This is a genomic window from Archangium primigenium (assembly GCF_016904885.1).
Lineage (GTDB): Bacteria > Myxococcota > Myxococcia > Myxococcales > Myxococcaceae > Cystobacter > Cystobacter primigenius.
In genome coordinates, this window is sequence record NZ_JADWYI010000001.1 from 1,098,696 (window position 1) to 1,121,116 (window position 22,421).

Sequence of the window (22,421 nt, forward strand, 5' to 3'; positions counted from 1 at the left end):
CTCACGGGTCGAGGGAGGTCGGCGGCCGGAGGGGGCGCTCCTTGGAGACGGGCAGGTAGCACTTGCCCTTGTGCTCGGCCTGGCTCGCGACGATGCAGGGCGCCTTCTGGGCGAGTTCCATCCAGCACCCGCCGTTGATCTCCACCTCACCCAGTGCCGGCACGCACGGCGTGGCGGCCTGATCACTGAAGGGCTTGGACGGCAGGGGATAGGCGATGGCCGCCTTGACGGGCGCCCGGTTGCCGAGAATCGGTGACAGGGTTGGGTCTGGCTTCGGCTGGAGGGTCAGCGCCCACAGGCCCACGCCCACCGTGAGCATGGCGACGCCTGCTGCCGCCCACCTCCACGGGTGGGCGGCCTTGGGTTGTTCTTGCTCCGGAGCCGGTGGCGGCCCGAAGAGGTGGGCTTCCAACTCGGGGTTGTCCTCCACGCGCTGGAACGCGGCGGTGCCCAGGGTGAGCACATCGGCCAGGTTGGTCGCCCGAGGTGAACCGGGGGGCGCCCGGTCCACCTCCAGCGTGATGACCGTGGGCTCCGTGCGGCAGGAGATCTTCAGCGCCCACTCGCCCTGGGGTCGCCAGTGCACGCGGTCGCCGGGGAGGAACATCAACACGGGCTTGCCCGTGTCCACGTGCCTCGCCTCGTGGAGCCGCCCCAGGTCCGGGCCCACCTCGTCGTAGGCCCGCCCGAGCCGGTACCCGCCCACCACACCGCCCTCCCGCTCCTGGTCGTCCGCCACGGGGGCCTCCTCCCGGCTATTCGAGGTAGAGGGGAGCCTCCGCGTCGGTGCCGGGTGCCTCCTCATCGTACTGGACCGGCGCGGGCGCGGGTTGCTTGTGCGACGCGGCCCACCAGTCCTTCACGACCGCGTTGAGCGCGAAGGCGAGCCCCAGCATGGACAGGAAGACGAGCACGCGGATCCACGGCGACTTCCACCCGTGCTGCACGTACCACCGCCACGAGAGCTGCCGACTGCGCGCGTCCTCGAAGTAGACGCGCAGGCTGGGCACGTCGTCCCACTTGAGCAGCATCTCCGTCATGCGCTGGAGCACCAGGTCGAGTTCCTCGCGGCTCAGCGTGGCCGGAATCTTGTGCACCCGGGTCACCAGCGCGCCGTTGGGCCCGTCGCGGATGACCTCCAGGTCGCGCACGCCCTCGGCCTCCCAGCGCACGCCCTTGGCGCCCAGCAGCACGAGCGCCGGCGCCCCCGTGTCCACGTGCTGCGCCAGATAGACGCTGCCCACCCCGGGCGTCGTCTCGACACACTCCTGCAGGAGGAACGGCCCGTGCTGGGTGCCCTCCTCTCGCTTCTCATCCTCCACGCGCGTTCCCTTCGCGAGGGCGTGACCAAACCTTCCCCCACTGCGCGCGTAGGGAACCGGATCTGACCTTTGAAGTCAAGTCGTGCACAGGTCCTCCGAGGTCAGGTCAACTCACTGGGATGGATGCTCTCGGAAAAGGCTGTTGGGTCGTGGCGAGCGGAAATTTGACGAGCCTGGAGCGGTCGGGGTCTCCTCCCTGCGGGAGCCATCACACGATGCGGGCGCGACAACTCACCATCACGGGATTCCGTGGAATCGGACAGCTGGACCTTCACCTGGGGCCTTCCCTGACGGTGCTGGTCGGGGTGAATGGCTCGGGCAAGACGACGATCCTGGACGCGCTCGCCCTGCTCATGATGCCGCTTCAAGACCGCATCATGGGAATCAAGAAGAAGTGGACCTCCCGGCTCGCGCCCTCCGATGTCAACGCGCAGGTGCCAGAGGCGCGGCTCGCCCTGCGGGCGGACGTGGACACGACGCCGCTGTCCTGGGGCTTGGTGGTGCGTCGAAACTTCTCCCAAGTGGCGGTCGCGGAAGATGCCGCGGCCATCCACCGCTTCGCGCATGACCTGCTCGCACGCCAGCACAAGGAGGCGGGCGTCGATGTGCCCCTCACGGTCTACTTTCCGACCAACCGGGCCGTGCTGGACATTCCCCAGCGGATCCGGACGCCGCACGTGTTCGACCAGCTCGCGGCGTACGACAACAACCTCGAGGAGAACTCCAGCAACTTCCGGCTGTTCTTCGAGTGGTTCCGAGCGCGGGAGGATGTCGAGAACGAGGCACGGCGAGATGACCCGCTCCGGCGAGATGCCCAACTGGAGGCCGTCCGTGACGCCGTGGGCTCCTTGCTGCCCGGCTTCACGGATTTGCGCATCCGGCGACAGCCCACGCTGGCCATGACGGTGAAGAAGGGAGAGGAAGTCCTGGCGGTGGATCAGCTCTCGGCTGGAGAGAAATGCCTCCTCGCGCTCGCGGGGGACCTGGCGCGTCGATTGGCGCTGGCCCACCCAAACGCCCCCAAGCCCTTGGACGCTCCGGCATTGGTGCTCATCGACGAAATCGAATTGCATCTCCATCCGGCGTGGCAGCGAGGTGTCATCACCGCCTTGCTTCGGACGTTCACGGGCTGCCAGTTCGTCATCACCACGCATTCGCCCCAGGTCTTGAGCGAGGTCCATCCGGAGAACATCCTCTTGATGCGCCAGCGGGACGGAGCGGTCGAGGTCCAGGGGGCGGAGAGTTCGTTCGGGCGGGACTCGAACTGGATTCTCAAGACCGTCATGGGCGTTGACGAGCGTCCGCATCGAGTGGAGATGCGCCTGCGGGGCTGTTTTCAACTCATCGACGAAGGGCGGCTCGCGGAGGCCCGGCGGGAGAAGGACGCGCTCGCGAGCGAGATTGGTGACGACGACCCGGAGCTGTTTCGGGCCGAGCTGCTCCTCCGGCGCAAGGAGTTGCTGACGCGTGCGCCCCATTCATAAAGGCGTCGCTCCCGCCTCTTTCGCGACGTGGACGTCCTCCCACTCCCAGGTCGCTCTGCCCGACTGGGAGGCGTTCTCGAAGCGGTTTCCCACCATCAAGAGCGCGCTGAAGGCGGCACTCGTCCAAGAGCAGTTCGGCGTGTGTTGTTACTGCGAGCGTGACCTCACGGGGGGCGCGCACATCGAGCATCTGATGCCCAAGTCCTTGGCCTCGGCGCTGACGTACGACTACGCGAATCTGCTGGCCTCGTGTGAAGGCGAGAAGGGCAAGGGTCGCGCGCCCGAGACGTGCGGTCATCTCAAGGGCACGCGGGCGCTGCCCATCCACCCGCTGATGCCGGATTGCAGTGCGTATTTCGTGTTCAGTTCCTCGGGGACCGTCGGGCCTTCCCCAGAGGCGGCCCGGCATGCTCCGGCGCTCGGCTCCATCTCGATCCTCGGTCGCGACAGCGCGCGCATCGTCGCTTTGCGGCGAGTGGCCATCGCGGACATCGAGGCGCAGTTGCCTCCGCCCGGAGCCACACCCGAGGCGAAAGCCCTTTTGCTGGCCGAGGTCCAGCGGCTGCTCGTGGCGTACTCGGCACCAGATGCCAACGGACGACTCGCTCCCTTCGCGACCGCCGTGGTGCAGCACCTCGAGCGTTACCTCACGCCGTGAGAGGCGCCGGTGGCGGGTGATGTGCTGCCCTTGTCCTATTGACGCGGGAAGTGACGCAGCGCCATCAGGACGACCAGGACGAGCAACACGGCGGCGGCGAGCCACCCGGTGCGCCAGGCGAGCGCGAGCCATGCGGCCAGCGAGCGACGGGGCCTCCGCGCCCGCCAGTGCGCGCGCACCCGGGCGTTGTGCTCCACGCCGCGCACCAGCTCCTCCATCAGGTGCAGCAGGATCATCAGGTCCGCGCGCGTGGCCGTAGCGGGGGCCTCGTGGATGCGCAGCCGCACGCCGCGCTGAGGGCCTCCCCCGGAGAGCTCCAGCTTCCAGGCGCCCTGGGTGTGCCACGTCGTGCCCCGGGCGCGCAGCATCACCAGGGCCGGCGCGCCCGTGTCCACGTGGTGGGCCACGTAGATGTCGCCCACGCCCGGCACCGCCTGGACGCACTTGCCCAGCACGAAGGCCCCGATCCGGGTGCCCTCGGCGCTCTTCTCTTCCTCCACGGCCGACCCTTTCGGGAGGACGTGCGTCGTCCCTCCCCGTCGGCGCGCAGGGAACAGGAGATGACCTTGGAAGTCAAGTCAGGTGCCTGTCCTCCGAGGTCAGGTGCGCGAGCGGACGGCGGCCGGGACGTGTCGGCTCAGGCTCGGGTCCCGGGCCACGGCCGCCGCGCACATCGCCGCGTCGCGCAGCGCGTGCGGCACGTCGACGAGCGCCCGGGGCTGACGCGCGACCCATGCCCGGCACAGCGCCTCGGTGCGCAGGTAGAGGGGCACCTGGACCAGGGTGTCGTGCGGCTCGTCCGCGACGCGACACAGCGCCTCGTCGCGCAGTTCCCTGGGCACGTCCTCGAGCAGGCCCCCGTGGCGACGCGCCTCCAGGCAGAGGTCGGGCGTGCGGAGCGCCCAGGGCACGAAGAGGAGCATGCTTCCGTCCTGCTCGAGGACGGCGCGGCAGAGCGCCTCGTCCCGCAGGGGCTCGGGAACGAAGTACAGCTGCTCCGCGTGGATGCGCACCGCGGTCAGACAGAGCTCGGGGTCGAGCAGGGGCTCGGGGACATACGCGAGGCCCTCGTGGAGCTCATGGCGGAGGTTGTGCAGACAGACCTCGCGGGTGCGGAAGGCCTCGGGCACGGCTTCCAAGGCGACGCCCCGCGCCGCGAGGGCCAGACACGTCTCGCGGTCTCGCAGGACCTCCGGCGCGAGGTCCGCGTGGAAGAAGCCCTCCGCCGTGGCCTCCCGCAGGCAGCGCTTCGGGGTCCGCTCCGCGAAGGGCACGAGGGCCAGTCCCGGAGTCGGCGCCCGGAGGTCGTCCTCCCTCGGCTCCACGCCAGCGGCCGCGGCGATCTCCGCGCGCGACTCCGGAGGCACGAGGTGCAACGCGTGGCGGTTCTGGCGCACCGCCGTGGTGCACAGCTCCAGATCCCGCATCGCCAGGGGTACGAGTCCCAGGGTGACGCCCCAGGAGCTGACGGCCTGGAGGTACAGCGCCCGGTCCCGCAGCCGCTCGGGCACGTGACGGAGCGCGGTGCCATGTTGCTCGATCGCACGGCGGCACAGCGCCGGGTCGCGCAGGGCGTGCGGGACGTGGGCAAGGCTGATCCGTCGTCGGCCCGCGAAGGCGCGGCGGCACAGCTCCGCGTCTCGCAGGGCCCAGGGGACGTGGTACAGCATGTCGGGCCAGCGCATGGCCTCCAGGCACAGCTCCCGGTCCCGGAGGGCGTCGGGCACGTCCTTGAGCGAGGCGCCCTCCTGGAGGGCGGTGAGGCAGAGGGTCCGGTCTCGCAGGGCCGTGGGGACGTGGACCAGGGCCTCGCCGTCCTGTTGCACGGCCTGGAGACAGAGGGCGGGGGTGCACAGGGACTCGGGCACATGGGCGAGGTTGTCGGCCGAGCGCTCCACGGCGAGCTGGCACCACCGGGCGTCCCGGTATGACTCGGGCAGGCAGCGCAGGGGCAGGCCCCAATCGACGATCGCCGAGCGGACAACCTCCTCGCCCACCTCCGAGGGCGAGCGCGCCAGCGGGTCGAGCGCGAAGACGAGGCCCGCGAGCCCCGCCGCCTCCAGCCGAGGCAGGAACGGGCCGAGCACCTCGAGGACATCCGCCGCGTCATCCGTTTCGTGCAGGAAGCTGTCGGTGGGCGCGTGGAACTCGAACTTCTCGCCCCGCACGAGGAAGATGACCAGGGGCCCGGCCTGGGTGTGCTCGGTGAATCCGATGTACTCCACGTCGTCCACGCCCTCCACGCGCCACTCTGCGCTGGTGCGAAGCGCCCGGTCCCAACAGACGGCCGCGACCTCGGTGAGCGGCAAGGCGACGAGCAATTCCGCGTCCTCGAAGAGAATGCGGCTCTGCGCGCGGGCGCGCTCCCGTTGACGGGTGGTCTGCTCGTTCGTGGATGTCATATGGACGAAGGGGGCGACGGCGCGCGCGCGGAGCGTCGTGGAGCGGTCGAGTCGGCGGGCCGGGCGTCCTCCGCCCGGAGCCCGTCTTCCCGCTCAGTTGTGCGGAGGGAAGGCCGCGGGCTGGCCCGTGCCGCCATTGCCCTCGGGCTGTGGCCCCGCCTCGCGCTCTTCCTCGGTCCGGCGATCCGCGCCCTTGTGGCGGAGGGGCGCGTTCTCGTCCGCGCCCTGCTGGGGCGCCTTCTTCTCATTGGGTTGCTTCGGGTCCATGTCTTGCTCCTTTCAGGCGTGTGATTCCCACATTGGGCATGGCCGATCGGCTCCGCCAGGAAGTCCGCCTGGCCGCCCGCTCGCCGGGCTCAGAGGGTCGGGCGGACGGAGGCCGGGACATGGCGGCGCAGGCTGGGGACCTGGGCCACGGCGGCCATGCACATCGCCGCGTCGCGCAGGGCGTGCGGCACGGCGGCGAGCGCCCGGGGCTGGCGCGCGACCATCTCCCGGCACAGCGCCTCGGTGCGCAGGGCGAAGGGAACGGAGGGGAGGGCGTTCAGCGGGCCGTCCTCGTCGACCGCGACACGACACAGTTCCTCGTCGCGCAGCGCCTCGGGGACATCCTCGAGCGCGCCTCCTCGGCGAAGGGCCTCCAGGCAGACCGCGCGCGTGCGGACCGCCCAGGGCACCTGGGGGAGCAGGAAGCCCCATTGTTTGACGGCGGCGAGGCAGACCGCCTCGGTCCGCAGGGGCTCGGGGACGAGGTACAACTGCTCCGCGCCCACGCGCATCGCCTCCAGACACAGCTCGACGTCGAGCACGTCCTCGGGAACGTAACCCAGGCCATACCGGGGCGAGGTGCATAGGTTGCGCAGACAGACCTCGCGGGTGCGGAAGGCCTCGGGCACGGCATCCAGCAAGACGCCTTGCGCCGCGATGGCCAGACACGTCTCCCGGTCCCGCAACACGTCGGGCGCGACTTCCGCGATGGAGGCGCCCCGGGCGGCTTCCCGCAAGCACCGCTCGGGGGTCCGCTCCGCGAAGGGCACGAGGGCCAGCCCGGTGAGCAAGGCTTGGACGCGCGCCTCGTTCAGGTCCACGCCCGCCGCGGCGGCGATCTCCGCGCGCAGCTCCGGAGGCGCGAGGAACAACGAGAGCGGTTCCGAGCGCGCCGCCGCGGTGCACAGCTCGAGGTCCCGCATCGCCAGGGGCACGAGCAACAAGGAGATGCCCTGGGAGCTGACGGCGGAGAGGCACAGCGCCCGATCCCGGAAGGCCTCGGGCACGAAGGAAAGCAGGTCCCCGTCCTCCGCCATGGCGCGCTGGCACAGCTCACGGTCTCGGAATGCGCGCGGCACCTGGTCCAGGAAGACCTGTTGGCCCTCGAAGGCGCGGTGGCACAGCTCCGCGTCCCGCAGGGTCCAGGGGACGTCATTCAACTGCCTGGGGCGTCGGACGGCCTCCAGACACAGCGCCCGGTCTCGCAGGGGGTCGGGCACGTCCTTGAGCGAGGCGCCCGACTGGAGGGCGGCGAGACAGAGCGCCCTGTCCCGCAGGGCATGGGGCACGTGGACCAGGGCCGCTCCGTCCCGGCGCACGGCCTGGAGGCAGAGGGCCTGGGTGCGCAGGGGCTCGGGGACATGGGCGAGGTTGGCGGCCGAGCGCTCCACGGCGAGCTGACACCGCCGGGCGTCCCGGTGCGGCTCGGGCAGGCCGTACAGGGGCAGGCCCCAGTCAGCGAGGGCCGAGCGGAGGGCTTCCTCGCCGACCGCCTCGGGTGGGCGGGCCAGGGGGTCGAGCGCGAAGACGAGGCCCGCGAGCCCCGCCGCCTCCAGCTGGGAGAAGAACGGGCCGAGCACCGCGAGCACGTCCGCCGCGCCATCCGCGTCGTCGTGGAAGCTGTCGGTGGGGGCGTGGAACTGGAACTTCGCGCCCCGGACGATGAAGACGACCAGGGGGCCCGCGCGATCGTACTCGGCGAAGGCGTTGTGCTCCTCGGCCGCCGTGCACCAGCGCGTGCCCCGGCCCCACCAGGTGGCGGCGAACTCGGTGTGGGGCACCGCGACGAGCAGCTCCGCGTCTTCGTGGAGCATCCGGCTCTCCGCACGGGCCCGCTCACGTTCCTCGGCGACCCGCTCGCGCTTGGAGGGCACCTGGGCGAAGGGAGCCACGGCGCGCCAGAGCGCGGGAAGGTCCACGTAGGTGTCGAGCTGACGGGCGGCGGGGGCGAGGTGGCGGCGCGCCCGGCGGAAGAGCTGGAGGGTCTCGGGGACTTTGTAGAGGTCCTCGGCGGGGAGTCGTCCGGCGAGGTAGAGCCGGAGCACCCAGGCCAGGTGGGGCTTGCCCACGGTGGGGTCGGCCTCGGCGAAGCGGGCGAAGAGGGCCTCAGCGCCCGCGTCGGCCCAGGCGCGCTCGGGGCCATGCTCGCGGGCGAGGAAGGCCTGGAGCAGCGGCCGGGCGTGCGCTTCGCGCAGGTGGTCGAGGCGGGTCATGGCGTGGGGGTCACGGGCGGACGGAGGCGGGGACGTGGCGGCGCAGGCTGGGGTCCTGGTCCACGGCGGACGCGCACATCGCCGCGTCGCGCAGGACATGCGGCACATCGACGAGCGCCCGGGGCTGGCGCGTGACCAGCTCCCGGCACAGCGTTTCGGTGCGCAGGGCGAGGGGGACATGGTCCAGGGTGTTGTTCTCCTCGACCGCGACGCGGCACATCTCTTCGTCGCGCAGCGCCTCGGGGACGTGCTCGAGCGAGCCGCCTTGGCGAAGGGCTTCCAGGCAGATCTCACGCGTGCGGTCCGCCCAGGGGATGTGGCCGAGCATGTCGCCATCCCAGGTGACGGCGGCGAGGCAGACCGCCTCGGTCCGCAGGGGCTCGGGGACGAGATAGAACTGCTCCGCGTCCACGCGCATCGCCTCCAGACAGAGCTCGAGGTCGAGCACGTCCTCGGGAACATGCCCGATGCCGTACATGGGGTCGGTGCGCAGGTTGCGCAGGCAGACCTCGCGGGTGCGGAAGGCCTCGGGAATGGCCTCCAGAGCGACGCCATACGCCGCGAGGGCCAGACACGTTTCCCGGTCCCGCAGGACATCGGGCGAGAGCCCCGCGTTGAAAAAGCCCCGCTCGGCCGCTTCGCGCAGACACCGCGCGGGGGTCCGTTCCGCGAAGGGCACGAGCGCCAGGCCCTTGAGCTGGGCTTGGAGGTATTCATCGTTCAGGTCCACGCCCGCGGCGGCGGCGATCTCCGTGCGCCGCTCCGGCGGGCAGATGACCAACGCGAGGGGGTCCGCGCGCGCCGCCGCGGTGCATGTCGCGTGGTCGCGCATCGCCAGGGGCACGAGACTCAGGGAGAGGCCCGAGGTGCTGACCGCCGAGAGGTACAGCGCCCGGTCGCGAAACGGCTCGGGGACGAAGGCCAGCATGGCGCCGTCCGCCTCGACCGCGCGCTGGCACAGCTCCCGGTCGCGCAGGGCGCGCGGCACCTGCTCCAAGGAGATGTGGCGCGCCGCGATGGCCCGACGGCAGAACGCCGCGTCCCTCAACAGGGCCTGGGGAAGGTCGTGAGGAGCGCGGTAGCGCCGCATCATTTCCAGGCACAGCTCCCGATCGCGCAGGGAGTCGGGCACGTCCTCGAACCGACACGTTCCCGATTGGAGGGCGGTGAGGCAGATCGTCCGGTCCCTCATGGCGTGGGGCACGAGGCTCAACGCCCGGCCGTCCTGGCGCACGGCCTCGACGAAGAGGGCGTGGGTGCGCAGGGGCTCGGGGACATGAGCGAGGTTGTCGGCCGAGCGCTCCACGGCGAGCTGACACCACCGTGCGTCCCGGTGCGGCTCGGGCAGGCCGTACAGGGGCAGGCCCCAGTCGGCCAGGGCCGAGCGGACCGTCTCTTCACCCGCCTCGTCGGGCGAGCGGGCCAGGGGGTCGAGCGCGAAGACGAGGCCCGTGAGCCCCGCGGACTCCAGCCGAGGGAAGAACGGGCCGAGCACCGCGAGCACGTCCGCCACGCCGTCCGCGTCGTCGTGGAAGCTGTCAGTGGGGGCGTGGAACTGGAACTTCACGCCTCGGACGATGAAGACGACCAGGGGCCCGATCTGGGCATAGCGGGCGAAGGCGTTGTGCTTCTCGGCCGCCGTACACCAGCGCGTGCCCCGGCCCCACCAGGTGGCGGCGAACTCGGTGTGGGGTACCACGACGGTCAACGTGTCGTCCTCGAAGAGGATGTGGCTCTCCGCGCGGGCGCGCTCGCATGCGTCGGCGACCCGCTCGCGCTTGGAGGGCACCTGGGCGAAGGGGGCCACGGCGCGCCAGAGCGCGGGAAGGTCCGCGTAGGTGTCGAGCTGACGGGCGGCGGGGGGCAGGTGGCGGCGCGCCCGGCGGAAGAGCTGGAGGGTCTCGGGGACTTTGTAGAGGTCCTCGGCGGGGAGTCGTCCCGCGAGGTAGAGTCGGAGCACCCAGGCGAGGTGGGGCTTGCCCACGGTGGGGTCGGCCTCGGCGAAGCGGGCGAAGAGGGCCGGGGCGCCCGCGTCGGCCCAAGCGCGCTCGGGGCCGTGCTCGCGGGCGAGGAAGGCCTGGAGCAGCGGCCGGGCGTGCGCTTCGCGCAGGTGGTCGAGGCGGGTCATGGCCCCACTGTAACGGGCGGAGGAGGGATTCCTGACGGGGCCCTGTTACGGTGGGAGGAGCCACCCCTGGAAGGAGTCCCCCATGGCCGGAATCCGTCAGGACTACATCACCCGGATGATCGAGCAGCTGGCCGCCGCGCTCGCCGCCATCCTCGGGGCCGCCACGGGCAAGAAGCCCGAGGACGCGCTGGCCCTGGTGCATGAGGCGAGCCTCACGCTCTTCGGCATGGAGTACCGCATGCTCATCACCGTGGACGCGGGCTCGGTGGCGGAGTTGCTCGGGCACCCGGCGAAGATCCAGGCCCTGGCGAAGCTGGTGATCGCGGAGGCGGACATCCTCCGGCGCCAGGGCGACACGGAGGGCGTGGCCCACCGGCTGGGCCATGCCCTCGGCCTGCTGCTGGAGACCGAGCGGCGGCGCGCCACCCCCGACCCCGAGACCGAGGCGCTCTTGCGCGACGTGCGCGGCCAGCTCGCCTCGTGAGGCTCAGGGGGCCAGGTCCGTGGCCTGGGCGGGTGGGGCGTTCGGGTCGGACGACGGGGACGCGGTGCTCGGCGCGGGGGCCATCTCGCGCGTGCGCTCGGGCGGCGGCTTGTCGCGCTGCGAGGGGTGCTCGGCGGTGATCTCCCGGAGCGTCCGGGGGGGCGGCACGTAGGGCGCGGAGGAGAACGCGCTCGCGGCGTAGGGCTTCGTCTGGTGCGCCTCCTCCACGGTCTCGCCCGGGTCGTAGTCGCCGGAGTTCTCCTGATCGCGCGTGAGCAGCACCTGGCGCACGCGGTAGGGCCCATCCACGCCCATGTCGTGCAGCACCTTGCCGAACACGTGCAGCGTCATGCGCTGGGTGCCCGCCTCCAGCTTCGCCGTCTGCTTCACCCAGGCGATCGGCTCCTGGTGGGGCCCGAACACCTGGGCCATGAGCGTGAACAGGCCCGCCTCTTCCACGCGCAGCTCGGCTTCCAGCGCGAGGCCGCCGTCGCGCACCGCGTCCGTCCAGCGGCCGGTGAGGGCCGCGCGCGGGCCCCGCGTGTAGATGACCACCGAGGGGATGGTGCGCACGCCGCCGCCGGGCACGTCCACGGTGGCCTCGACGAGCACCCGCCCGAGCAGCTGCTTCTGCTGCTCGCGCGTGGGGCGCAGTTGGGCGGTGTAGCGCCGGTCACCCGCGCGCTCGTCCTCGCCGGTGCCGTCATCGCCCACGGGCACGTCGAGCCACGGCCGGGACGCGTCGTCGAGCAGGCGCGCGCGCACGCGGGGCGAGGACAGGGGCTGGCGCCGGCCCTGGGCGTCCGTCAGCTCCAGCCACAGGGCGAGGGGCCGGGGCGCCACCACGTTGTAGCGCGTGGGCAGGATGCGCAGGCGGTACTGGTGCGCGTCGTCCAGCGGGATGTCCTCCCACTCGGTGGTGCCCGGGTAGAACTCCTCGGCGAGCACCTGCGTCGTGGGGGGCAGCTCGATGGCGGGCGCGTCCGGCGGCTGCTCGGGGGTGGTGCCGGGCGGCGGGGCCTCCAGCGCGGCGAGGCCCGCGGACGACGGCACGGGCACGGCGGCGCGCACGGGCGTCGCCGCGCGCACCGGAGCCGGCGCGGGCGGGGGCGGCGGCGCGGAGGGCTCGACGTGGGTGACGGAGACGTCGGGCGGCGTCTGGCCGTACCACACGAGCGCGGCGAGCGCGGCGAGCAGCACGGCCGGGCCCCCCCAGCGCCACCGCGACGGCCGGGGCTTACTGGGCGTACTGGCCAATGCACGTCCCCGGGGAGATGTAATAACAACCGGTGGCGCTCTGGAAGCCGTACTTCTTCACATACGCGTCATTGCGGTTGTGGGAGTGATTGGACCAGGACTGGAGCCAGCGCCAGTAATAGCCGGTGTACTGCGCGCGGTACTTGCCGCCGTTGGAGCCGCTGGGGTTGGAGGTGGGATCGCTGTCGTACTGCCACAGCACGCCGTCCGAGTCGTCGTCGGCGGAGTAGCCCACGCAGCCCACGAGCACGCCCATCTTGGCGTCGTTGGTGGACTCCTGGACGCTCTCCTTGGAGTTGTTGTTGGTGGAGCCCGCGCCGCCGGTGGTGGTGACCTTGTAGATCCATCGGGGGGACTTGCCCGCGCGGCCGTTGTTGGCCTCGCCGAGCAGGGTGGCGCGCGTGAGGCTGGCGGTGCCGGGATCCTTGAGCGCCCAGCTCGCCACCCAGCTCACCAGGGTGGTGCAGAAGTTCGAGGCGCCGTCCGTGCCGTACAGGGCGCTGGCGGCGCGCGAGCCGGCGAGCGCGCCCGCGGAGACGACGGGCGTGCCGGTGATGGCGCCGTTGGTGCCGGTGAGGTCCGGCCACGCGCCCGTGGAGAGGATGCGATCGAGCACGGCGCCGCCCGCGCTGTGCCCCACCACGCGAAAGCGCGTGCGCTGGTAGAGGCTCGGGTTGCAGCCGGTGGTGTTGGTGCCGTTGCGCAGGTCGAGCAGGCAGTTGGCCACGTCGTTGGTGGCCGAGGGCACGCTCTGGTTGACCAGGTCGTAGCGCACGGCGAAGGCCTCCGCGTACGACCACGGGCCCGTGTAGTTCACCGTGGAGCAGCCCGCGCCGCCGCACGACATGGTGCAGCCCGCGCCGGCGCAGCGCGACGTGGACTCGACCATGAAGTCATGGCCGTCTCCGCCGTCCTCCACCGAGTTGAGCCAGTAGCCGAAGGACGAATTGACGCAGCGCTCGTCCGCGCCCTTTCCGCCCACGCAGTTGCCATGGCCGTGGATGAAGACCGTGGTGCCGCCGCCGTTGCCCCCCCAGACGTACGACAGGTTCACCGTGCGCGCGGAGGCACTGCCACTCCACGCCACGGCCATGCCCGCGGCCAGGGCCGCGAATGCCTTGACGAGACTCATCGGGTCTCTCCTTCGTTGTGTTGGATCGGCCTCCATCAAAGACAGGATTCGGGTTTTCGTCCAGCCGGGGGGGCCACGGGTGCTGGCGGCGAACACTCGTGTCTGTCTTCCCCCACGCGCGGAGTGCGAGAGGTGTGTAGGGTCTCGGAAATTCTTCACCGGAGTCCATCGGGATGACCTCTTCGCCGCAGTCCTCCGCCCTGGCCAGTGCGCGGCTCGCCGCGCGGCTCGGGGTGGAGCACGCCTTCCTCCAGGCGCCCATGGCCGGAGTGTCCACGCCGGAGATGGCCGCCGCCGTGTCCAACGCGGGCGGCCTGGGCTCGCTCGGCGTGGGCTACCTCCCGCCGGACGCGGTGCGTCAGCTCGCGCGGCGCGTGCGCGAGCTGACGGATCGCCCCTTCGCCCTCAACCTGTTCGCGCCCCAGCCCGCGCCCGCGCTGGACGCGGACAGCCCCATGTGGGGCGTGCTCGCGCGGGCCCACGCCGCGCTCGGATTGGAGCCCCCGCGCCCGTCCGCCTGGTCGCTTCCTCCGTTCGACGAACAGGTGGACGCGGTGCTGGAGAGCGATGCGCGGGTGTTCAGCTTCACCTTCGGGATTCCCCCGGCGTCGGTGCTCGCGCGGCTGCGTGCGGCGGGCCGGGTGCTGCTGGGCACGGCGACGACGGTGCACGAGGCGCGGCTGCTCGAGGCCGCGGGGGTGGACGGCATCGTCGCCCAGGGCAGCGAGGCCGGGGGCCACCGGGGCACGTTCGCCGGCCCCTTCGAGGACGCAATGGTGGGCACGCTCGCGCTGGTGCCGCAGATGGTGGACGCGGTGGGCCTGCCCGTGGTGGCCAGTGGCGGGCTGATGGATGGCCGGGGCATCGCCGCGGCGCGGCTGCTCGGAGCGGCGGGGGTGCAGCTCGGCACGGCGTTCCTCTTGTGCCCCGAGTCAGGTGCCTCGGAGGCCTACCAGGCGGCGCTGCGGAGCGCGCGCGAGGACGGCACGGGGGTGATCCGGGCCTTCTCCGGCCGACCGGCGCGCGGGCTCGTCACGGACTTCGCGCGCGAGGTGGAGGCCTCGGCGGTGCCGCTGCCCTTTCCCCTCCAGCACGGCGCGACCACGCCCCTGCGCGCCGCGGCCGCGGCCCGGGGGGAGGCGCGCTTCCTGGCGATGTGGGCCGGCCAGGGCGTGACGCTGGCGCGGCGCGTGCCGGCGGGGGAGCTGACACGCGCGCTCGTCGCCGATGCCGAGCGGCGGCTGCGGGGGGGCGGATGAGCGGCCCGGGGCCCAAGTGGGTGCGCGTGTCGGTGCTGCTGGCCGTGCTGGTGGGCGTGGTGCTCTGGGGCTGGGGCCGGCAGCGCACGCGGGCCCAGCGCCTGGCGTGGGACCGGACGCTGCGGGTGGCGGTGGTGTTGATCACGCGGGACGAGGTGCCGGCGCCGGTGCGCGAGGCGTGGCGCGAGGGCGTGGGCCAGTTGGAGGACTGGGTGGGCCGCGAGGCGGCGCGCTACCGGACGGACCTGGGGGCGCGGCCCATCTCCTTCGAGCTGGAGGGCCCGGTGAACGCGGGCACGGTGCGCTTCGAGGAGCCCGAGCAAGGCCTCTGGGCCCGACTGCTCCAGGCGCGGCGGCTCGCGCGGGAGCTGGCCGAGGTGGACCGGGCGGCGGGCGTGGTGCCGCGCGAGTGGGACGCGCGCATCTACGTGCTGCTGGAGGACGGCGTGGACGGGCAGCGCCTGGTGGAGGGCATGGGCGAGGAGGGGGGCGTGGTGGGGCTCGTCCGCGCGCCGCGCGAGGACACGGAGGTGACGCTGGAGCTGACGGCGGTGGTGCACGAGTTCTTCCACTGCCTGGGGGTGAAGGACGCGTACGACGCCGAGGGCCATGCCCGGGTGCCCGAGGGCCTGGTGGAGCCCGAGCGCCGACCGCTCTACCCGCAGGACGCGGCGGAGGTGATGGTGGGTGAGGTGCCACTGGGCGAGGCCGAGGGCCGACTGCCCGGGTCGCTGGACGAGGTGGGCATCGGACCCGCCACGGCGCGCGCGCTGCGCTGGACGGAGTGAGGGGGCGTCCGGCTCAGCGCCGGGTATTGCGCTGGAGGGGCCGCGAGGACCAGTGCTCGCCGATGGCCTGGACGAAGTCGGCGCGAACGAGCTTGGCGCGGGCGGCGAGGAAGTCCCCCTCGTCCCGGCGGACATAGAGCCCTTCCAGGGGAGCCTGGGTGAGCCGCGAGGTGCCGAGCATCCCGCGCAGATCCTCCAGGGTGAATCGCCCGCGGGCGATGGCCGGGACGCGGGCGAGCCCCAGCGCATCGAGCCAGGCGTCGCGCCGTCGCGAGGACCAGAAGCGGCCCGCCTGGCGGTCATAAAGGTCGAAGGCGAGGAACCAGTCCGGAAGTGCGTCGTAGTGGATGCTGTGGACGGCGAAGCACCACTCTCCAAAGAGGATGAGGTGGGAGCCCAGGGCTTGGGTCAGGGCGGCTCGCCGGGTGTCCAGCCAGGCCCAGAGCGGTTGGAACTGGGCCGGGGCGTGTGTGCCGAGGTAGGAACCACGGTTCTGGGCCTGGAGTTCTCCGGACGCGCTGACGGACAGACCCAGGTTGGCGCCATCGACCTTCTCCTCCACCAGGACCTCGGACGCCAGTAGCTCACGGACCTCGGGTGGCGAGAGCAGCTTGTCGCCTCGCGCGGACGTGGAGGCGAGCCAGGCCAGGTGCGGGGTGGAGGGGAACTTGAAGAAGGGCTCGGTCATTTCGTGCCGGTCTTGCGCTGGTGAAGCTCCTCGATGTGCTCGGGACAGAGGAAGTGGACGGAGACGCCGCTCGCGGCCAGTGCGTCTCTCAGTCCCCACCACTTGCTGTCCGTGGCCTGGAGGACAGGCGGCTTGTCCGGGTGGGCCACGCTGACGGCGACGAACTTCCGGTCGGAAGGGTCGAACGACGAGAGGGCCGCCTCGGTGGGGAACTCCTCGAAGTCGCGCGGGTCCGAGGCCTTGGGCGTGAGCTTCACGTGCGTGCAGCGAGTGGGGTTGGCCTGGTTCGTCAGCACCCATTTGAGGAACTTGTCGCCCACGCCGGGCTGCCCGCTGGGAGACAGCTTGTTCATGTACTCCTTCAAGACGCGGAACTTGTCGTCGATGACGATGTGGCCCGAGTGCATCAGCGCTTCGATCGCGCGGGTGCATGCCAGGACGCAGTGGGGATCGCCTTCTTCCCCGGCGTTCGCGGTGAGGGGCACATTGGTGTCGACGACGCACGGGTTCACGGGCGCGGTCATGACTCTTCCGAACCCAACTGGCGCTTCATGGCGGCCTCGGTCATCGCCGCGAGATCACCCACTTCATCGCCGAAGAAGTTCTCCGGCCAGTTGGTGATGTTGCCGAAGTCGTCGAGCTTGAGTTCCTCGATCGTGGATCCTTCGGGCCCCGGCTTGCAGAAATAAAGCGCGACGTCGGAGGGCGAGAGATTCTGCTCGGCGATGCGCCGTTGCAGTCGACGCAGGAAATGCTCGGAGTGGGTTTCCACGAGGAGTTGAATGTCGCGCTTTTCGCCCCCCATCTGAGTGTTCTCTTGCATCTTCAGTGCCTCGATGAAGATGTCCGCGAGCGCGGACTGCGCTCGGGGATGAAGATGGAGTTCGGGCTGCTCGAAAATGAGCGTGGAGCCCCGCTCGACGTAGAGTAACTGCACGAGGACAGGGAGCACCTGGGAAACGCCAAACCCCACGTCCGTGAGGTTGACGGCGTCTTTCATCCCCATTGCTCGAACCAAGACCTCATATTCTTTTCGATTCGGTGCGATACTTTTTATATCGAAACTGTCGAGAAGTCCCAGGCATTGAAGCCACTTGGCGACCAGGACTTCGAGTTGGAAGTGCTGTTCTTCGGAGGGCGAAGTGAACATGCGCTCACGTGACGCGAGCAGTGCTTCGATGATGAGTTCACCATCAGGCCCCACGTCTTCAGGCGCATCTCCTGCCCATGTATATAGCCGAGAAGGAGGGATTCTTACAGGCGCGAGGTATCGGATAGAATCAAGGTTTTGCGCTAGGCTTTCCTGGAGGTCGTAATTGTCCTCCATGAATACCTTTAGTCCGTATTGGGAGATGTTTGTTTCAGTGGGGTTGATGCGAATCCCGTTGAAATGGACGGGAATTGCGGAAATGACTTGTGAGTAGGGGGGCGCGGGAGGGGCAGGGCTGAATTGGATTTGGTACTGGTTGAGCCCCATGCGTTGTGCACCAAGTTCGAGAGGGCCATCCGGCGAACTCATGTGCCGGTAATTGTAGGATTTCAGCTCCGCGCGTTCGTTCTCGGAGTCCACCGAGCCGATCGAGGCAGCGAAGGACATTGATTCTGCTCCATCGCGACCAATCAATCTGTCAAGCCACATGCTTCTTGTAGGGAAGAGTTCCAGGGAGAATTCGATGGTCCGGCTGGGCTCGTGACGGAACACCATCTCCGGCCAGACCCCCAGGTCCACGAGACTGCGACTGTCCCCGAAGTTCAGCGCGCGCCTGCGATCGGTTGATTGGACCGTCTGCTTCAGCATGAGCAGGAACTGAAGCAGGCTCGTCTTGCCGGAACTGTTCGTCCCGAAGAACACCGTCAACGGCGCGAGCCGGATGTCGCCGGTGTCCTGCCATGCCTTGAAGTTCTGGATGCGAAGTCGGGTCAACATGAGGCCGGGTTCTACCGCGTAATCCGTTCAGACCGAACGGCGCGCTCTTGCGAGGGCGTCCACCAGATGGGACTCCTCGCCGCTCGGTCCACTGCCGGACGGCCCGCGCACCATGGGGTGACACCGGAGGTCACATTTCCGTGCTGACTTCTCCCGTCATGTCTAGACTGGGACTCGCATGGAGACCGAGGAACAGGAGGGAGGGCGCGCCGAGGGACTGCCGCTGAGCTTCTACGCGCGGTGGGACGCCTCCACCGTGGACGAGAAGCTGGCCCTGGCGCGCGAGGCCGCGAGCCATCCGGGCTTCGACGCGGAGGACGCCTTCGAGGTGGGCGGCCGTCTGGAGGAGGCGCTGGAGGAGGCGGGCCGCCACGCGGAGCTGGAGGCCGTGCTGGACGAGTGGCGGCGGCGCGCGCCCCGGGTGCACGACGCCGAGCCCGCCGTGTACACGTGGCGGGTGGAGCTGGCCTTGCGGCGGCCGGGCGGGGACGTGAAGGGCGCGCTGGTGGCGCTGGCGCGGCGCACGGGCGACTGCGCGCTGGTGACCCGACTGGCCGAGTGGTGTCTCTACCGGGGCCGCGTGGAGGAGGCGTGGGCGGGCCTGCGCGAGGCGTGGCCCCGGGTGCGCGAGGACGAGTCCCTGCCCGAGTGGACGCGGGTGGACTACGTGACGCGCGCGGTGCTCACCGGCATGGACGCGGCGCTGTTCCGGGAGCCCGCGCTGGGCGAGCCCGTGCTGGCCTCGCTGCTCGCGCCCTTCGAGCGGGCGGTGCCGCACTGGCTGGGCGAGGCCCTGGCGCTGCGCACCGGCCGCGAGGCGTGGCGACGGCGCTCGGGCCACGAGGTGCTGGCCCTGCCCGTGGAGCGCTTCATCGACGCGCAGCGCGCCCTGGTGATGTCCTTCGAGCCGGAGTTGCGGCTGCGCCAGGGCTGGCCGTGGGGCCGCACGCAGCTGCTGTTCCCGGAGCTCTTCCACCTGCTGCCCGGCCCGTATGGCGAGGGCGGGAGGGATCCCCGGCCCGAGCATGTGCTGCTGCCCGTGCTGCGTGACCTGGAGCAATGGGTGTGGGGCCAGGCCGAGGAGCGGGCCCTGCATCCGCACGTGCACGCCGCCCTGACGCTCTCGCTGCGCCCCTGGGGCGAGTACCTGTGTGGGCTCGGGCTGCTCGGGGCCGAGGCGTGGGCGGACTGGTGGGCGGCGGCCTGGGAGGTGCTCGCGGTCCTGCCCGAGCAGTTCGCCACGGCGGGGGATGGCCCGCTCGTGGATGAGGTGCACCGGTTCTTTCGAGGAGGCGCGCACGGTCATGGGTGACGTCACGGGTGAAGTGGAGGACGCGGAGGCGCGGTGGGGCCTGCGCATGTGTTCGGGGGCCGTGTCGCCCGAGGGCGCGTGGGTGGAGGTGCTCGCGCGCGGCGAGGCGGCCGCGGCGCCCCTGGAGCGCATCCTGGAGGAGGGGGACGAGGACGCCATCGCCACCTACCAGGCGGCGATCCTGCTCTCGCGCTTGAGTCTGCCCCGCTCCGTGGGCCCCATGGCGCGTCGGCTGATGCGCACGGAGATTGGCTCGCCCCTGCAGGAGGCCCTCGTGGAGAATTTGAGCTCCTGGGGCACGGCGGTGGCCCCCGCCGTCCTGGAGGTGCTCGACACGGCCCCGGACGCGGACGCGCGCCTGAGCCTGCTGCGGGTGCTGGCGGAGTGTGGCGCGCGGGACGAGCGCATCCTCGCCGCGCTGCTCGCGGACCTCGCCAGCAACGACGTCATCCCCGCGGTCATCAACCTGGTGCGCTACGGGGACCCCGCGGCCCGCGCGCCCCTGTCGCGCATGCTGGACGACTACGTCTTGAATGACGCGGTGGAGGACCTGTTCGCCCAGCAGGAGGTGCGCGAATTGGCCTCGGGCCTGCTCTCGCTCGGGGGCACGCTGAGCGACGCCCAGAGCGAGAAGGTCGAGCAGGCGTGGCGGCTCGGCGAGCCCCTGCGGGCGCGGCTCCGGCGCATGACGGGCGAGCGGCCCGGCCGCAACACGCCCTGCTGGTGTGGCAGTGGGGTGAAGTACAAGAAGTGCCACCTGGGCTCGGAGCGCTGAGCCATTGCCTCCCGGCGTCCGGACGGGGCAGGGTGGGGCGCATGGGCGACGAGCAGGAGTGGAGCCTCACCGAGGGCGGACACACGTTGGGCCGGATGGGCGCGGAGGGCGGCACCGTCGTCCGGGACGAGTCCCATCCGTGCGGCGCGCGGCTCATCCTGGAGGAGGACCTCTCGCGCGCCTTCCACGCCCTCACCTGTGGGGTGACGGGGTGGCTCCTGCACCGCCGCTTCTTCTCCACCGAGGCCGAGGCCGAGGCCGCCTGGGCCGAGATGCGGCCCGCGCTGGTGGAACTGGCGCGCGAGCTCCCCGCGTCGGGTCCCCGGCCGGGCGCGCCCGCCACGCGCGAGGCGGGAGCCCGGCTGGGCGTCTTCCTCGCCCGCTTCCCGTGAAGCGGGTGTCAGACCGGAGAGGGACACTGCGTCCGGGTGCGCCGTTCCCCGGAGGCTCGCATGTGCAATCCCATCCGCCCGATTCCTTCCGCTCCGGCCTTCCGGAGGGCGTCCGTGTGCGCCTCGGCCCCGGTGGCGGGCGCGCACGCCGGGGAGCCCCGGCCCCTGCCCCCCTTCGTCTCCTCCGCGCCGCCCCGCTCCGAGGGTGAGGCCCTGCTCCGGCGCATCTTCACCCGAGGTACGTGCGTGTCGTGAAGTGGCCCGGGATGTAGCCGTCCCGAGGTAGGAGTTGTGTCGCCAACTGGTCAGGGCCCGCGCGGAGAGGGAGCATGGGGGGCGGCGTTCCAGGCGGGAGGGACCGGTTTCGTGGGACACTGGGCCTCTTGGTGGCGGCGCCCGAATCCCCGCTTCGCGGAAGAGGGCGTCCGATGCAAGACAAGCAGGAGGGTGCGCGCGTGCGCGGCCGGGTAATGATCGTGGACGATGATGTGATGGTGAGTTCGGCGCTGCGCCGGACGCTGGCGCGCGAGCACGACGTGGAGGTCATGACGAGCTCGCGCTCGGCGCTGGAGCTGTTGTCGGGACCCAAGGGCGCGGAGATCGACGTCGTGCTCTGCGACCTGATGATGCCGGACCTCACGGGCATGGACCTGCACAAGGAGCTGTCCAAGTCGGCGCCCACGGTGGCGCGCCGCATGGTGTTCGTCACGGGCGGGGCGTTCACGTCCGAGGCGCGGGCCTTCATGGATCAGGTGAAGAACGCGCGCGTGGACAAGCCCTTCGATTCGCAGCAACTGCGCGAGCAGGTGCGCGAGTGGGTCGTCAAGGCGCGCGCGGAGTAGGCGTCACAGGTCCAGCACGAGCTGGCGCGAGCGGGCCCGCGACACACACACCAGCATGTCGCAGCGCGCCGCGCGCCGGGCCTCGGACAGGAAGGTGTCGCGGTGCTCGGGCTCGCCCTCGAGCACGCGGGTGAGGCAGGCGCCGCAACTGCCCGCCTCGCAGTCGCTCGGCACGCGCATGCCGTTCTCTCGCAGCACCTGGAGCACCGAGTTGCCCGGCGGCACCGGATAGGTGGCGCCCGAGCTGCGCACCACCACCTGGAACTCCTGCTCCGCCTCGGTCCCCACGGCCCCCACGCCGTCGGCGGAGAAGGCCTCGAAGTGCACCTTCTCGCGCGGCCACTCGTGATGTTGGGTGGCCTCGCGCACCGCGCGCATCAGTGGCGCGGGCCCGCAGCAGTAGACGCGGTGGCCGCCCGGGCGCCGGGTGAGCAGGGCCTTGAGGTCCAGGCGCCGCGCCGGGTCGCCCAGGTCGTGGTGCAGCGTGACGTGTCCGGCGAACGCGGGCGAGGTGAGCAGCTCGCGGAACGCCGTGCGCTCGGGCGAGCGGGTGCAGTAGTGCAGGTGCCAGGGCGCGCCCTGGCGCTGGAGCGCATGGGCCATGGACACCAGCGGCGTGATGCCGATGCCGCCCCCCACCAGCACGTAGCCGCGCGCGTACATCAGTGGGAAGGCGCAGCGCGGCGGGCCCACCGTGAGTTCGTCCCCCTCGTGCACCTGCTCGTGCATGGCCCGCGAGCCGCCCCGGCCGCCCGCGTCCTTCTGCACGGCGATCACGTAGCGGTGCCGCTCCGCCGGATCGTTGCAGAGCGAGTACTGCCGCGTGAACCCCCCGGGCACCTGGACGTCCACATGCGCGCCCGCCTCGAAGGCGGGCAGGGCGGCGCCGTCCGGCGAGACGAGCTCATACGAGCGGATGCCTTCCGCCTCGGACGTGATGCGGTGGACGCGCAAGCGCAGGGTGTCTTGAGACATGGATGTGGGATTCCTTCACGTGTGCAAGGCCTCGTCGCCCCTTTTCGGGCACGACGTCCAGCCGCGAGCAGGATGGGAAGTCCCACCCCCCCACCGCAATCGAACGGCGGACACGG

23 protein-coding genes are annotated in these 22,421 nt (G+C 71.2%); 10 read left to right on the forward strand and 13 right to left on the reverse strand.

Annotated features, from left to right (window positions below; translation table 11 throughout):
* Window position 1: 1 nt before the first annotated feature.
* Entirely contained in the window at window positions 2-739 is a 738-nt protein-coding gene (locus I3V78_RS04735) for a hypothetical protein (protein WP_204485119.1), read from the reverse strand.
* Between the two features lie 16 nt (window positions 740-755).
* Window positions 756-1,322: a hypothetical protein gene (locus I3V78_RS04740; RefSeq protein ID WP_204485120.1), complete on the reverse strand. Its 567-nt coding sequence runs from the start codon at window positions 1,320-1,322 to the stop codon at window positions 756-758.
* 215 nt (window positions 1,323-1,537) lie between these two features.
* Here I3V78_RS04740 and I3V78_RS04745 point away from each other — a divergent pair, with 215 nt between their 5' ends.
* Window positions 1,538-2,806, forward strand: a complete 1,269-nt coding sequence (locus I3V78_RS04745; protein ID WP_204485121.1) for an AAA family ATPase — start codon at window positions 1,538-1,540, stop codon at window positions 2,804-2,806.
* Window positions 2,790-3,464, forward strand: coding sequence for a retron system putative HNH endonuclease (locus I3V78_RS04750; RefSeq protein WP_204485122.1), 675 nt, complete (start codon window positions 2,790-2,792; stop codon window positions 3,462-3,464). Before I3V78_RS04745 ends, I3V78_RS04750 begins: the two co-directional genes overlap by 17 nt.
* 35 nt (window positions 3,465-3,499) lie before the next feature.
* On the opposite strand, the gene I3V78_RS04755 is transcribed toward I3V78_RS04750, so the two are convergent.
* From I3V78_RS04755 to I3V78_RS04775, 5 genes are all read right to left on the reverse strand, one after another.
* On the reverse strand, window positions 3,500-3,964 hold the full coding sequence (locus I3V78_RS04755; protein WP_204485123.1) for a hypothetical protein: 465 nt from the start codon (window positions 3,962-3,964) through the stop codon (window positions 3,500-3,502).
* 99 nt (window positions 3,965-4,063) lie between these two features.
* Window positions 4,064-5,866 carry a DUF4116 domain-containing protein gene (locus I3V78_RS04760; protein WP_204485124.1) on the reverse strand — a complete coding sequence of 601 codons (1,803 nt, stop codon included), beginning with the start codon at window positions 5,864-5,866 and terminating at the stop codon, window positions 4,064-4,066.
* A 93-nt stretch (window positions 5,867-5,959) separates the two neighbouring features.
* On the reverse strand, window positions 5,960-6,133 hold the full coding sequence (locus I3V78_RS04765; RefSeq protein WP_204485125.1) for a hypothetical protein: 174 nt from the start codon (window positions 6,131-6,133) through the stop codon (window positions 5,960-5,962).
* Between the two features lie 89 nt (window positions 6,134-6,222).
* On the reverse strand, window positions 6,223-8,346 hold the full coding sequence (locus I3V78_RS04770; RefSeq protein ID WP_204485126.1) for a DUF4116 domain-containing protein: 2,124 nt from the start codon (window positions 8,344-8,346) through the stop codon (window positions 6,223-6,225).
* Between the two features lie 10 nt (window positions 8,347-8,356).
* Window positions 8,357-10,474, reverse strand: coding sequence for a DUF4116 domain-containing protein (locus tag I3V78_RS04775; RefSeq protein WP_204485127.1), 2,118 nt, complete (start codon window positions 10,472-10,474; stop codon window positions 8,357-8,359).
* Window positions 10,475-10,556: 82 nt separating this feature from the next.
* Here I3V78_RS04775 and I3V78_RS04780 point away from each other — a divergent pair, with 82 nt between their 5' ends.
* On the forward strand, window positions 10,557-10,958 hold the full coding sequence (locus I3V78_RS04780; protein WP_204485128.1) for a hypothetical protein: 402 nt from the start codon (window positions 10,557-10,559) through the stop codon (window positions 10,956-10,958).
* Between the two features lie 3 nt (window positions 10,959-10,961).
* Here I3V78_RS04780 and I3V78_RS04785 read toward each other — a convergent pair whose 3' ends face one another.
* Together I3V78_RS04785 and I3V78_RS04790 are read right to left on the reverse strand one after the other, a co-directional pair.
* Entirely contained in the window at window positions 10,962-12,158 is a 1,197-nt protein-coding gene (locus I3V78_RS04785; RefSeq protein ID WP_204485129.1) for a superantigen-like protein SSL4, read from the reverse strand.
* 37 nt (window positions 12,159-12,195) lie between these two features.
* On the reverse strand, window positions 12,196-13,347 hold the full coding sequence (locus tag I3V78_RS04790; protein WP_204485130.1) for a hypothetical protein: 1,152 nt from the start codon (window positions 13,345-13,347) through the stop codon (window positions 12,196-12,198).
* A gap of 173 nt (window positions 13,348-13,520) precedes the next feature.
* On the opposite strand from I3V78_RS04790, the gene I3V78_RS04795 reads away from it, so the two are divergent.
* Both I3V78_RS04795 and I3V78_RS04800 read left to right on the forward strand, forming a co-directional pair.
* The gene (locus tag I3V78_RS04795; RefSeq protein WP_204485131.1) at window positions 13,521-14,606 is read left to right on the forward strand and encodes an NAD(P)H-dependent flavin oxidoreductase; all 1,086 of its coding nucleotides are present in this window, start codon (window positions 13,521-13,523) and stop codon (window positions 14,604-14,606) included.
* Window positions 14,603-15,394 (forward strand): hypothetical protein, encoded by a 792-nt coding sequence (locus tag I3V78_RS04800; RefSeq protein ID WP_204485132.1) that lies wholly within the window; start codon window positions 14,603-14,605, stop codon window positions 15,392-15,394. The genes I3V78_RS04795 and I3V78_RS04800 overlap by 4 nt, the downstream gene beginning before the upstream one ends.
* 13 nt (window positions 15,395-15,407) lie before the next feature.
* Here the strand turns inward: I3V78_RS04800 and I3V78_RS04805 are convergent, their stop codons facing one another.
* Genes I3V78_RS04805 through I3V78_RS04815 form a run of 3 tightly spaced genes read right to left on the reverse strand, consistent with a single transcriptional unit; the run spans window position 15,408 to window position 18,009 of the window.
* Window positions 15,408-16,082 carry an RNA ligase family protein gene (locus tag I3V78_RS04805; RefSeq protein ID WP_204485133.1) on the reverse strand — a complete coding sequence of 225 codons (675 nt, stop codon included), beginning with the start codon at window positions 16,080-16,082 and terminating at the stop codon, window positions 15,408-15,410.
* Complete coding sequence (locus tag I3V78_RS04810; protein ID WP_204485134.1) at window positions 16,079-16,606, reverse strand: hypothetical protein; 528 nt, start codon at window positions 16,604-16,606, stop codon at window positions 16,079-16,081. Before I3V78_RS04810 ends, I3V78_RS04805 begins: the two co-directional genes overlap by 4 nt.
* Window positions 16,603-18,009 carry a DUF3696 domain-containing protein gene (locus I3V78_RS04815; RefSeq protein ID WP_204485135.1) on the reverse strand — a complete coding sequence of 469 codons (1,407 nt, stop codon included), beginning with the start codon at window positions 18,007-18,009 and terminating at the stop codon, window positions 16,603-16,605. The genes I3V78_RS04810 and I3V78_RS04815 overlap by 4 nt, the downstream gene beginning before the upstream one ends.
* Window positions 18,010-18,187: 178 nt before the next feature.
* On the opposite strand from I3V78_RS04815, the gene I3V78_RS04820 reads away from it, so the two are divergent.
* The 5 genes from I3V78_RS04820 (at window position 18,188) to I3V78_RS04840 (ending at window position 21,330) form a co-directional block, all read left to right on the forward strand.
* The gene (locus tag I3V78_RS04820) at window positions 18,188-19,321 is read left to right on the forward strand and encodes a hypothetical protein (RefSeq protein WP_204485136.1); all 1,134 of its coding nucleotides are present in this window, start codon (window positions 18,188-18,190) and stop codon (window positions 19,319-19,321) included.
* Complete coding sequence (locus I3V78_RS04825; protein ID WP_204485137.1) at window positions 19,314-20,096, forward strand: YecA family protein; 783 nt, start codon at window positions 19,314-19,316, stop codon at window positions 20,094-20,096. Before I3V78_RS04820 ends, I3V78_RS04825 begins: the two co-directional genes overlap by 8 nt.
* 41 nt (window positions 20,097-20,137) lie before the next feature.
* Window positions 20,138-20,488 (forward strand): hypothetical protein, encoded by a 351-nt coding sequence (locus I3V78_RS04830; RefSeq protein ID WP_204485138.1) that lies wholly within the window; start codon window positions 20,138-20,140, stop codon window positions 20,486-20,488.
* Window positions 20,489-20,548: 60 nt separating this feature from the next.
* Window positions 20,549-20,743: a hypothetical protein gene (locus I3V78_RS04835; RefSeq protein WP_204485139.1), complete on the forward strand. Its 195-nt coding sequence runs from the start codon at window positions 20,549-20,551 to the stop codon at window positions 20,741-20,743.
* Between the two features lie 173 nt (window positions 20,744-20,916).
* Window positions 20,917-21,330 carry a response regulator gene (locus tag I3V78_RS04840; protein ID WP_204485140.1) on the forward strand — a complete coding sequence of 138 codons (414 nt, stop codon included), beginning with the start codon at window positions 20,917-20,919 and terminating at the stop codon, window positions 21,328-21,330.
* A gap of 3 nt (window positions 21,331-21,333) precedes the next feature.
* Here the strand turns inward: I3V78_RS04840 and I3V78_RS04845 are convergent, their stop codons facing one another.
* Window positions 21,334-22,305, reverse strand: a complete 972-nt coding sequence (locus I3V78_RS04845) for a PDR/VanB family oxidoreductase (protein ID WP_204485141.1) — start codon at window positions 22,303-22,305, stop codon at window positions 21,334-21,336.
* Window positions 22,306-22,421: the final 116 nt, after the last annotated feature.